Genomic DNA, 12,208 nt, shown 5'->3' with positions numbered 1-12,208 from the left:
TCAGATTTCCCATTCGACATTGCCGCTGACGGCAATGAGTTCGCCCGTGATCTTCGATGCTGCGCCGGAAGCCAGAAACAACACCATTTGCGCGAGATCGTCTGGCTGCACCTTGCAGCGCAACGAGATGTATTTCAGATAATCTGCTTCGACGTCCGCCGCGCTGCGGCCGCTTTCGTGCGCGATGCCGGCGACGATCCGGCCCATGCGCTCGTTGTCGATCATGCCGGGAAGGATCGCATTGCAGCGCACATTGAACGGCCCCAGTTCCCGGGCAGCATTCAACGTAAGCGATTCGACCGCCGCCTTGGAGACGACATAGGGCGTTCGCATCGGCAGGCGCGTGCGCGTCGATCCCGTGGAGAAATTGATGATCGCGCCATGCCGATTGCGCTTCATCGACGGCACGACCCGCTTCATGAACTGGAACATGGCGCCGACATTCACCTCCATCGTGTCGCGCCAATCATCATCGGAGATGTCCTCAAGCGCGGCCCGGGGGCCAGCGATGCCGACATTATTGACTAGCACCGACACGTCGCCGAACACGCGTTCCGCGTCCTGCACCACACGGGCGACGCCAGCAGGATCTCCAACGTTGGCGACCGTACCCGTCATGCCGGGATTGGCCGCGAGCGTGGCCTCGAGCGCGTCGGCACGAACGTCGCAAATATGCACGCGCGCGCCGCTTGCCCGGAACTGCTCTGCAATGACGCGTCCGACGCTGTCCGCCCCGCCGGTAACGATGACTCTTTCTTCCATGTTGTGACTCTCCATAGCGTATGCGGCGCACGCCTGGTGCGCGCTGTATCGCCGGCGCGCGCCGGCACCCCGGTCAGAGGCCCGCGGAAATTCCCTCGTCCATCAGCAGGCAACTGCCATGCATGGCGCGGGCCGCATCCGAAGCCAGGAAGCTGACGGCGCCGGCGATATCTTCCGGCTGCGAAAAGGTGCGGGGGCTTGGCGTGCGCGAAGCCATAAAGTCCCGCAGCCCTTGCATGGAGGCATCATTGCGGATGTCCTCGTTCATCGCCGTGGACGTATTGCCCGGCGCAACGCAATTCACGTTGATGTTTAGGCGGCCCAGCTCGCACGCGAGCGCGCGCGTCATCAGGACGATGCCAGCCTTCGTGGCGCAATAGATCGCATAGGTGCCGAAGCCGGTGAGGCCCGCTACCGAAGCCACGTTGATGATCCGGCCCGCGCCGTTTTCCTTCAGAGTGGGCGCCACCGCGTTGATCATGTTCCAGGTACCCTTGAGATTGATATCGATCATCTGATCCACGTCGGCGAGCCTGGCTTCGCCGGCGGGCGTCGGCTTGAACACGCCCGCCGCGTTGACCAGCGCGTCAATCCTGCCAAAAGCCTGCCTGACCGACGCCACCAGTTCGCCCACCGCCACGGCATTGCGCACGTCGCAGACAAAGCCCTCTGCCTCGGCGCCCGCTTCCCGGATCGACGCCGCCACCCTTTGGGCCTTCCTGATATCTGAACTGGCAATCACGGCAACCCGGTAGCCATCCGCCGCCAGGCGCCTTGCCACGGCCTCGCCAATCCCCTGCGAGCCACCCGTCACGATTACAACCTTGCGCTCCACGCTCATCGTCGTTCTCCTCTTTTCGATCCACGGAACCATTGGCGACGCCCTTCGTGCCGAGGACATCCCGATCGTTCACCATGATGCGAAGATTAGCCTTTTTGTGATCACTGATCAAATGTTTTTTTAATTCGCCGCTAAAAACATCGCATAATTCTAAGTTTTTATTGGGGTTAACCCTCGTTTTTTATCACAATCTCAATTTGTTTTTGTGATCACAAACATCGATTAATATACTCAGATGCAATGCTGCGCGATCGCGGGATGCGCCGATCAGCGTTGGCTCGAGGTTTGTTCATCAGGAGATGATTTATGCGTTTCGCAGTGGATACAGGGGGTACGTTCACCGATCTGATCGTCGAGGACGACGACGGAAACCTCAATATGTTCAAGTCCCCGACTACCCCGTCCGATCCGATCAGCGGCGTGCTCGAAGCCCTGCAGGTGGCGGCAGATGGACTTGGCATGGACCGCGCGGAAATGCTGGCGCGCGGCGAGATGTTTATCTATGGGACAACACACGCCATCAACGCCATCATCACTGGCAACACGGCACGCACCGCGTTGATCGTGCCGGGCGGGCACCGGGATATCCTGACGTTGCGCGAGGGTGGGCGGCTCGAGCCCTTCAACTTCGCCGTGCCCTATCCGGATCCGTTCGTGCCTCGGGCGTTGACCTGGGACGTGCCCGGGCGCATCCTGGCCGATGGCTCGGAGTTGCTTCCGTTGGACGAAGCTGCACTGGTGCGAGCCTGCACCCAGATGCGCGGTGCTGGCGTGGAAGCGGTGGCGGTCTGCCTGCTGTGGTCGGTGGTCAACCCCGCGCATGAGTTGCGCGTTGGCGAACTCCTCTCACGGCATCTGCCCGGCGTGCCGTTCACGCTGTCGCATCAGCTCAACCCCATCCCCCGCGAGTTTCGTCGCGCCTCGTCGACATGCATCGACGCATCGCTCAAGCCCATGATGCGGGCCTATATGCACACGCTGGTCGACCGCCTGGAGTCGGCCGGCTTTCCCGGCCGCGTGGTGGTGGTCACGTCACAGGGCGGCGTCATGGACGCCGACCATGTCGCCGAGGCGCCCATTCACCTGATCAATTCCGGCCCGTCCATGGCGCCGGTATCGGGACGCTATTTCGCCAAGGCGGACGAGCAGGCGGAAACCGCGATCGTCGCGGATACCGGCGGCACCACCTACGACGTCAGCCTGGTGCGTCGTGGGAGGGTGCCTTGGTCCCAGGAGACCTGGATTGGAGCGCCCTATCGGGGCATCATGACCGGCTTCCCCTCAGTGGACGTTAAAAGCGTCGGAGCCGGCGGCGGCTCCATCGCCTGGGTGGACGACGGCGGCATGCTGCACGTCGGCCCCAAGAGCGCGGGCGCCGTGCCGGGTCCCGTTTGTTATGGGCGCGGCGGCACCCAGCCCACGGTGACCGATGCCTCGCTCGCGCTCGGCTACATCGATCCGGATTTCTTCCTTGGCGGAGCCATGAAGCTCGACGCCGCCGCAGCCAAGCGCGCGATAGATCAGTTTGTTGCCACGCCGCTCCACCTGTCCATCGAAGACGCCGCCGCGGCAATCATTACGATCGCCACGGAGAATATGGTGCAAGCCATCTGCGACATCACGATCAACCAGGGCATCGACCCGCGCGACGCCGTGCTGATTGGCGGCGGCGGGGCGGCGGGCCTGAACTCCGTGCTTATCGCGCGGAGACTGGATTCGCCGCGCCTCGTCATCCCGCAGGTTGGTGCGACCATGAGCGCCGCGGGCGCGATGATGTCCGATCTAACCTCGCACTACCACGCGACATTCTTTACCCGCAGCGATGCATTCGACTTCAGCGGAGTGCACGATGTGCTCGCCACGCTGGACGCGAAGTGCCGGGAATTCATCTCCGGCCCCGGCAAAGATTCCCTAGAGCAAGCCATCACCTTCTGGGCGGAGGCACGCTACCCGGAACAGGTGTGGGAGCTCGAGGTTCCGCTGAAGGGAATGACTATCCAGACGGAAGCCGACGTCGCGGACCTGATCGAGGGCTTCCATCGCGCACACGAGGAAGTCTTTGCGATCCGAGATGCAAGCTCGCAGATCGAGATCGTCGGATGGCGCGCCACAGTCGCCTGCCGAATCAGGAAACAGGAAGGGGGCGCGCTGGCCAACTCCGTCGCGCTGCCGATCGCCCAGCCCGTGCGCCGCGCCTATTTCGCGGGTTCAGGCTACGTCGACACCGCGGTGGTCCGCTTCGAGGCGCTGCAGCCCGGCACCACGATCCACGGCCCGGCCATCGTCGAGTCTTCCTTCACCACGGTCGTGCTGAACCCGGGCGCGACAGCCGAGCGCCGTGCCAGCGGCAGCCTGTCGATCATTCCCGGCCGCGACTAAAACAGGAACAGGAGAACCCAAATGACCCGAGACACCAACCGCCCCGCGACCGATGGGGTCCAGCTTGCCCTACTGACCAACCGGCTCGAAGGCATCGCCCGCAAGATGGCCAACACGCTGTTGCGCAGCGGCCGTTCCGGCGTGCTCAATATCGCCCGCGATTTCTCTTGTTGCATCGTCACCGCTGGCTGCGAACTGCTGGCGGCTGCCGAAAGCCTGCCCATCCACGTGCTGTGCGGCCCCGACCTGATGAGCGCGGCAATGAAGTCCTTCCATCCGGAACTGCGCCGCGGCGATGCCTTCCTGCACAACTCGCCGTACCACGGTTGCTCACATCCCGCCGACCACACCATCCTGGTGCCGGTGATGGACGACGTCGGCATTCATCGCTTCACGGTGGTTGCCAAGGCGCACCAGGCCGACTGCGGCAACTCCGAACCGACGACGTATATGGGATCCGCGCGCGATGTCTATCATGAAGGCGCGCTGATCTTCCCGGCAGTGAAGGTGCAGCAGGACTATCGCAATATCGACGACATCGTGCGCATGTGCAAGATGCGCATTCGCGTGCCCGACCAATGGTGGGGAGACTACCTCGCCATGGTGGGCGCGGCGCGCATCGGCGAGCGCGAACTGCTTGCCCTGGGCGAAGAGCTCGGCTGGCAAACACTGGAGGACTATTCGCGCGACTATCTTGATTACTCCGAACAGAGAATGATTGGCGCGATCCGCAACATGTCCGGCGGGCGGGCGGTGGGATCCAGCACGCACGACCCCCTGTTTCCCGGCATGCCGGCGGAAGGCGTAACGATTCGCGCGGAAGTTGAAGTCGATGCGCAGAGTGGCCGGATCGTGGTGGACCTGCAGGACAATCCCGACTGCCTGCCGTGTGGACTGAACCTGAGCGAGGCCTGCGCACGCACCGCCGCGATGGTTGGCGTGTTCAACGGGATCGAGCATACCGTCCCGAAGAATGCGGGATCCTTCCGCCGGATCGATATCCGGCTGCGCGAAGGCTGCGTGGTCGGCATCCCCAGGCATCCGACCTCGTGCTCGGTGGCCACGACCAATATGGCCGACCGGGTCGCCAACTCGGTGCAGACGGCGATGGCGGACATGGCGGACGGCGCTGGCCTGGCCGAATGCGGCGCGGTAATTCCGCCGGCGATCGGCGTGATCTCAGGGACCGATCCCCTGACAGGCCATCGCTTCATCAACCAGCTGTTCCTGGGATTCACCGGCGGCGCGGGCGCGCCGCATGCCGATGCATGGCAGACCATCGGACACGTAGGCAATGCTGGTCTGTGCTTTCAGGACAGCGTTGAGCTCGACGAAATGCGCCATCCGCTGCTGGTCCATTCCCGCAGCTTTGTCACCGATAGCGAGGGCTCCGGGCGTTTCAACGGCGCGCGCAGCATGTTCGTCGAGTTCGGCCCGCGCGGTTGCGATATGGACGTGGGCTATGTGAGCGACGGTACCATCAATGCACCGAAGGGTGTGCGCGGCGGCCTTGCGGGCGCGAACTCGAAACAGTTCAAGCGCCTGGCGTCGGGCGAACTTGTTGAGCTTCCCGGCGGAGCACTGCTGAACCTGCGCGATGGCGAGACCGTACTCTCATACTCTTGCGGCGGCGGCGGCTATGGCGACCCGCGCACGCGCGACCCCGAACTGGTGCGTAAGGATGTCCGCGAAGGCTATCTTTCCGCCGAGCGCGCGCAATCCGTGTTTGGCATTGCGCTCGACGCGCATGGCGAGGTCGACGTGGCACGCTCGGCGGCGCTGCGCGAGCGGCAGGCAAAGGGGGCGTGATGATCCTGTCCTTTCGTCAGATCACGCCGTCCATCGGCGAGCACTGCTTCATTGCGCCCAATGCGACCCTCATCGGCGCGGTGATGCTGGGCGCGCACAGCTCGGTCTGGTTCAATGCGGTCCTGCGCGGCGACGTGGAAGCAATCACCGTGGGCGCGAGGACCAATCTGCAGGAGGGCGTCATTGTCCATGCCGACCCAGGCTACCCGGTCAGCCTGGGCGATGACGTCACCGTTGGCCATGGCGCCATGCTCCATGGCTGCACCATCGACGACGGCGCGCTGATCGGGATTGGCGCGACCGTCCTGGACGGTGCGCGAATCGGGCGTAACGCTCTGATCGGCGCCGGCGCGTTGATCCCACCTGGCAAGATCATTCCGGAGCGTGCGCTCGTCATGGGCATGCCCGGAAAGATCGTACGCACGCTGACCGACGAAGAGGTTGGTGAACTGGTGTGGGGCGCGCAGGAGTACGTCCGGCTCGGCAAGGACTGTCTCTCGGCACTGGCCAAGCGGGGTTGCGCGGCGTCATGAAGCCGCGTGGCGCCGGTATGGATTGGGGCCGGCAAATCCGGCCCCTCCTGCAATTCGCTCAAAACCCGGGCGCGGAGACCCGTGTCTTGCGCTTGCGGGGAAGCGGCTCCGTCGCCACCGGTGCGCCATCGGGCGAGAATATCTGCGACTTGTACCAGATTGATGCGTCGATGATGTCTGCCTTGACGGCTTCGCTAGCGGCCTGCGGATCGCGCTTGGCCAGCGCGGCGAGAATATTGAAGTGATGCATGATGCCGCGATCATGCAGGTTTTCCTGCGCCGTCTGCATCTGCTTCATGACAGATGCGAGATACGGCCCACTCTGCAGCCAGAGCCTCTCGATGATCGACAGCAGCTGTTCCGAACGCGCCGCCCGATAAATCGAAAAATGAAGTTGCTCGTTGGCAGCGACTGCAGCCAGCACTTCCCTGGCATCGACCGCATGGCTGTAGTCTTCGGCCGCTGCCTTGATCTGGGAAAAATCCGCGGCAGTCATCCGTTCGGCAGCCAGCCAGGCCGCACGCCCTTCGACCGTGGCTCGCGTATCGATCAAATCGTCGAGCCGCTCGATCGATACGGTCGGCACGCATAGGGTGCGATTGGGCAGCATTTCGAGCGCACCCTCTGTGACCAGTCGGCTGACCGCCTCGCGAACCGGCATGGTGCTCGTCCCGAGCATGGCAGCGATTCCGCGAATCGTCACTGCCGTCCCAGGGACAAAGCGCCCCGCACGCAAGGCGTTCGCCAGTTCTTCGTAGGCACGTTCGCGCAAAGCTACGTTGTTTAGCCGCGATACGGCGGGCGCTTCATCGTCGAGCGGACCACCGTCGTCCTCTGTTTCCGCAATGGATGTAGCCATATCAAGTCCGGCTTTGTGATCTCTGATTTCATGTCATGCGCCCATTGTGAGCACATAATCCATTTCAAAGCGGCAAAACGCCGTTTGTGATCACAATTATAGTGCATTCGCCGGCATCTTGTCGATGCGATCGACCGCCACGCCCACTGTGGTGGATCAATGCGCAAGCAGGAGCTTTTCGCGCGCCCATTGGTCGGCAGTACGGGCCAGCGACTCGCCCGAACCCGCTGCGCGCTCGATCAGCGCTTCGACGCGATCGGCGATACGCATCACTTCCGCGTCGACGAGGGCGGACTCCGCGCCCCCCTGATACTCGCGCGCACAGCTGACAATGCCTCCGGCGTTGACCAAGTAATCAGGCAGATAGGCAATCCCCCGCGCATGCAGCGCGTCACCGTCGGCTTCGGTCGCGAGTTGGTTATTTGCAGCGCCCGCGATCATGCGCACTTTCAACGCCGGAATACTCGCCCCGTTCAGCGTTGCCCCCAGCGCGCATGGAGCGAACACGTCAGCAGCTTGCGCCGTGATCTCTAATGGCGAAACTGCGCGAGCATTGAATCGCTCGCGCGCGGCCGCGACGCGCGCCGCATCCACATCCGCGACGATCAGCCGGCAGCCTGCAGCGTGCAGGTGCTCCGCCAGCGCCCACCCGACCGAGCCAAGGCCCTGCACCGCTACCGTGAGCCCTTGTAGGGATGCCCCACCGAGAAGCAAGCCGCACCCCCTCTCGATCGCAGCAAAGACACCCAACGCTGTCTTGGGTGAGGGATTGCCGCCGAAGCCGCCTTCGCGCGGAATCCCTGCCGCAAAGGTGGTTTCGCTGCGCACCTCAAGCAAGTCCTCGACTGTGGTGCCGACATCCTCTCCGCTAATGTACTCGCCGGCAAGCGACTGCACCGCCCGCCCGAACGCACGGAACAGTCCGGCGCGCTCGCGCTGCGACGAATCCTTGAGAATCACGGCCTTCCCGCCACCGAACGGCAAGTCGGCCATGGCATTCTTCAGACTCATGCCCCGTGACAGCCGTAGCACGTCGCTCAGGGCAGCCTCCTCCGAATCGTATTGCCAGTAGCGGCAACCGCCGAATGCCGGGCCGCGCGCGGTGCTGTGCACCGCAACGATGGCACGCATTGCGGTCTTTTCGTCAGTGACGAACAACAGCTTCTCATGCGCGGCCTCGCCGTGAAGGCCAAACAGGGAAGGCGCAGCTAGAATCGATGCATTCATGGTTGCAGATGAAGTCGTGGAGGAATGGTATGTTGATGCGGGGCCTGAATTGCTCGGGCGATGACCCCGCGGGAAGGAGAGCCACACCGTCGGCACCATCGCCAGCCGGTCAGGCATGTCCTGTACTTACGTAAGATGCTCCGCGGAACCCGACACCGCGTGCGGCGCGCCGCACAGTGCGCGGTGCTTCTGCAGGTCGGCCTGCGCCGACCTGTAGTTTCGCTCCTTGATCACGCCGAAGCCACGGATTTGCGCGTACGCTCCCACGAGCGCTGCTGCGCTTGCGAGTGTCCGCTCGGAAAGCGTACGCAGCACGAGTTGCACGTCGTCCTCGAACTCGACGATCATCCGACGCTCAATCCTGCGATCGCTCTGCCGGCCAAACGGATCAAAGGGTGTGCCGCGCAGGATCTTGCCATGCCGCAGGAGGCGAAGCAGCGGACTCATGACGGTTCCACTCAGCGCAATCTTGTTGCGTCTCCCAGTGTTGCGATCGACCCGGGTGAGCCATGGTGGCGCCATGTGGAAAGTCTTCTTCCCATGGCCGTCGAAGGTGCTCTCCAGTGACCGGGCGAAGGCAGGATCGCTGTGCAGACGGGCCACCTCATATTCATCCTTATAGGCAAGCACTCTGTAGTAGCTCCTAGCCACGGCTTCCGCCAGCAGGCCGGCCTCCCCTGCGATACGCTGCTCCGCGCCGGCAACGGCAGCCACTATGCGGCCATAGCGCTCCGCGTAAGCGGCATTCTGGTAGGCCGACAGGTCGCGCTTTCGTTCGGCAACGAAGCGCGCCAGCTCGAACGGCTGCGCAGCCTGCGCCTCGGCAGCGCTTGTCCGCCGCAGCGCATTGGGTTCGCACGCAAGGATGCGCCCCCAGAGAAATGCCCGCCGGTTCAACTCGACAGCGGCGCCGTTCAGTTCGATCGCCCTGGCGATCGCCATTTCCGACAGCGGAATCCAGCCGCGCTGGTAGGCGTGGCCGACCAGCATCATATTGGTCGCAATCGCATCGCCAAATAACGTCATTGCCGCGGCAGTGCAATCGAAGAACTCCGCCTGACCCGCGCCAACCACGCTTTCGATCGCCGCCTGGTGAATCTCCCTGCTAATCGGCAGGTCGCCATTCGCGACGAAATCCGCCGTCGGCGCGACTGCGCTATTGACTACAGCGCGTGTCCCGCCCTTGCGCAGCCGCGCCAGCACGTCCGGCGAAGCCGCCACCACCGCATCGCAACCAATCATCACATCAGCCGAGCATGCCTCGATTCTCGCCGTGACAATGCGCTCCCTGCGATCCGCGAGCTGCACATGGCTAACCACCGCGCCGTTTTTCTGGGCCAGTCCGGTGAAGTCCAGCGTCGCTGCGCCCTTGCCCTCCAGGTGGGCTGCCATTGCCAGGATTGCCCCCACCGTGACGACACCGGTCCCGCCGACCCCGGTGACGAGAATACGCGCATGCTCAAGCAGGGCTCCCAGCGCAGCAGGCCCGGCTGGCGGCGGCAGGGAGGCGCGCCATTGCGCCTCCATCTGCTGGATGCGACGCTGGTTCGCGCGCTTTGGTTGAAGGCCCTCGATCGTGACAAAGCTCGGGCAAAATCCTTTCAGGCATGACATGTCCTTGTTGCAACTCGATTGGTTCACCGCGCGCTTGCGGCCTAACGGGGTTTCGAGTGGCTCGATGGCAATACAGTTGGACTGCACCGAGCAATCTCCGCAGCCTTCGCACACCGATGGATTGATGACGACGCGCCTTACAGGGTCAGCCAGCGTTCCGCGCTTGCGGCGCCGCCGTTTCTCGGCTGCGCAGGTCTGGTCGTAGACGATCGCCGAAACCCCGCGGTAGGCGCGAAGGCGCCGCTGCACGTCATCGAGCGCATCCCGATGCGCGATCTCCACGCTGGCGGGAATGCTCTTCGCCCCCCAATAGCGCTGCGGATGGTCCGACACGAGGACAACCTTCCCCACGCCCTCGGCGATGAGCTGGGCGACCATGCGCGGCACTGTCAATCCGCCTTCCGTGGGCTGCCCGCCCGTCATGGCGACGGCATCGTTGAATAGGATCTTGTACGTGACTGCCGTGCCGGCCGCCACGGCTTGCCGGATCGCAAGGCTGCCAGAGTGCTGGTAGGTTCCGTCCCCCAGGTTGACGAACAGGTGGGGCAGATCAGAGAAGCTCGATAGCCCGACCCATTGCACGCCCTCCCCGCCCATCTGGCAGAACGTTGCAGTGTTGTCCCCCTGGCCCAACGCCATGATGTGACAGCCAATGCCGGCAGCTGCGTAGGAGCCGTCCGGAAGCTTGGTCGAGCTATTGTGCGGGCAGCCCGCACAGAAGAATGGCTTTCGCGTAAGCACATCCGGCTGCAGCTGCGCACTCAATGGAATGACCCGCGGCTGCCTTGGCAGCGCTGCGACGCTGCCCGTATTGCCGGGCGGCAGCGCGTGCACCCCCGTGTATGCAAGGAACTGCCGCAGGGCCTTTTGGAGCTGATCGGGTGCGAACTCAAGCGTGGCCGGCAACAGTGGCGCATCGTTGGGCCCCCGTTTGCCGAAGACCTCGGGACGCTGCGGCGCCGCAACATTGAAGAGGGTCTCCTGGATCTGCCGCTCAACAAACGAACGCTTCTCCTCGACGACGAGCAAGGCACGCATGCCCGAGGCGAAACGCCGGACGCCCTCGCCTTCGATCGGCCAGGTCATGCCGATCTTGTAGAGTCCAATGCCGAGCTCGGCAAGCCTGGGTTCGTCGAGGTCAAGGCGCGCCAGCGCGGCCAGCAAGTCACCGTGTGCCTTGCCCACCGTCACGATGCCGATCCGGGCGTCGCGCGGGCGGACGATAGTACGGTCGATGGGATTTGCGCGCGCAAAAGCCTGCGCCGCAGGCAGCCGCTCCTCCAGCAGGCGACGCTCCAGTTCCGCACGCTGGCCGGGCCACTTCACCCCGGTATCGTAGCCGAAGCCCCGCTCGGGAATGTCGATGTCTCCCGGCAAGCTGAAGCGGGCACCCCGCGCCGATCCGGCTCCACCGATCAGCATCGAGCGGCCGCTCTCCACCGTCTCCGTGATCGCCTTGAACGCCACCCAGAGGCCAGAGAAGCGCGACAGCGCGTAGCCAAACAATCCGAACTCGACATACTCCTCGACCGATGCCGGGAACAGCACCGGCATCATCGCGCCTTCGAAAACGTGATCGGTCTGATGCGGGAACATCGACGACTGCGCGGCATGGTCGTCCCCCGCGATAGCCAGCACGCCACCATGGCGCGATGTGCCAAGGACATTGGCATTGCGGAACACGTCGCCGGTGCGATCCACGCCGGGCCCCTTTCCATACCACATCGAGAACACACCTTCGACGCGCTTGCCGGGGAATGCATCTATCTGCTGCGCGCCCCACAGCATCGTCGCACCGAGGTCTTCGTTCAGGCCGGGCTCGAAGCGGATTTCGTATTCGGCAAGGAGCGAGCGCTGCCGCCACAGCTCCTGGTCGAAGCCACCGAGCGGCGAGCCACGATACCCGGAGACAAGGCCCCCCGTCTTCAGGCCCGCAATGCGATCAGCCCGCGCCTGTTCAACCAGGATCCGCACCAGCGCCTGCGTCCCGGTCAGGAAGACGGATCCGGCTTCACGCCGGTAGCGATCTTCCAGACGGTAGGTGTCGTCGATTTCCTGCTCGACGCGTGCTCGCTTGTTCATCAACTGTCTCCTTGAATATTGCGATTTCTTTCTCCAATTCTAGGTTTGCAGTCGCTTCCCTTTGTGCCAAACTTAACGACTAATTCCATCGGATTTAGCACA

At 63.6% G+C, this 12,208-nt stretch carries 8 protein-coding genes; 3 read left to right on the top strand and 5 right to left on the bottom strand.

Features of this window, described 5'->3' with window-relative positions:
- Together AC1RWI_RS26055 and AC1RWI_RS26050 are read right to left on the bottom strand one after the other, a co-directional pair.
- Complete coding sequence (locus AC1RWI_RS26055) at nt 1-762, bottom strand: SDR family oxidoreductase (RefSeq protein ID WP_492869716.1); 762 nt, start codon at nt 760-762, stop codon at nt 1-3.
- A 73-nt stretch (nt 763-835) separates the two neighbouring features.
- Complete coding sequence (locus AC1RWI_RS26050) at nt 836-1,603, bottom strand: SDR family NAD(P)-dependent oxidoreductase (RefSeq protein WP_043346304.1); 768 nt, start codon at nt 1,601-1,603, stop codon at nt 836-838.
- A gap of 306 nt (nt 1,604-1,909) precedes the next feature.
- Here AC1RWI_RS26050 and AC1RWI_RS26045 point away from each other — a divergent pair, with 306 nt between their 5' ends.
- Genes AC1RWI_RS26045 through AC1RWI_RS26035 form a run of 3 tightly spaced genes read left to right on the top strand, consistent with a single transcriptional unit; the run spans nt 1,910 to nt 6,324 of the window.
- Nucleotides 1,910-3,982: a hydantoinase/oxoprolinase family protein gene (locus tag AC1RWI_RS26045; protein WP_492869714.1), complete on the top strand. Its 2,073-nt coding sequence runs from the start codon at nt 1,910-1,912 to the stop codon at nt 3,980-3,982.
- A gap of 21 nt (nt 3,983-4,003) precedes the next feature.
- Nucleotides 4,004-5,791 carry a hydantoinase B/oxoprolinase family protein gene (locus AC1RWI_RS26040; RefSeq protein ID WP_492869712.1) on the top strand — a complete coding sequence of 596 codons (1,788 nt, stop codon included), beginning with the start codon at nt 4,004-4,006 and terminating at the stop codon, nt 5,789-5,791.
- Nucleotides 5,791-6,324: a gamma carbonic anhydrase family protein gene (locus AC1RWI_RS26035; protein WP_492869742.1), complete on the top strand. Its 534-nt coding sequence runs from the start codon at nt 5,791-5,793 to the stop codon at nt 6,322-6,324. The genes AC1RWI_RS26040 and AC1RWI_RS26035 overlap by 1 nt, the downstream gene beginning before the upstream one ends.
- A 58-nt stretch (nt 6,325-6,382) precedes the next feature.
- On the opposite strand, the gene AC1RWI_RS26030 is transcribed toward AC1RWI_RS26035, so the two are convergent.
- The 3 genes from AC1RWI_RS26030 to AC1RWI_RS26020 form a co-directional block, all read right to left on the bottom strand.
- The gene (locus tag AC1RWI_RS26030) at nt 6,383-7,183 is read right to left on the bottom strand and encodes a GntR family transcriptional regulator (protein ID WP_052494578.1); all 801 of its coding nucleotides are present in this window, start codon (nt 7,181-7,183) and stop codon (nt 6,383-6,385) included.
- A 156-nt stretch (nt 7,184-7,339) separates the two neighbouring features.
- Nucleotides 7,340-8,410, bottom strand: a complete 1,071-nt coding sequence (locus AC1RWI_RS26025) for a Glu/Leu/Phe/Val family dehydrogenase (RefSeq protein WP_492869710.1) — start codon at nt 8,408-8,410, stop codon at nt 7,340-7,342.
- A gap of 126 nt (nt 8,411-8,536) precedes the next feature.
- Nucleotides 8,537-12,106: an indolepyruvate ferredoxin oxidoreductase family protein gene (locus tag AC1RWI_RS26020; protein ID WP_492869708.1), complete on the bottom strand. Its 3,570-nt coding sequence runs from the start codon at nt 12,104-12,106 to the stop codon at nt 8,537-8,539.
- Nucleotides 12,107-12,208: the final 102 nt, after the last annotated feature.

The organism is Cupriavidus sp. MPR-AND1C, assembly GCF_058809705.1.
The sequence above is the reverse complement of the archived record's forward strand: the minus strand, read 5'-3'. Positions and strand labels throughout refer to the sequence as shown.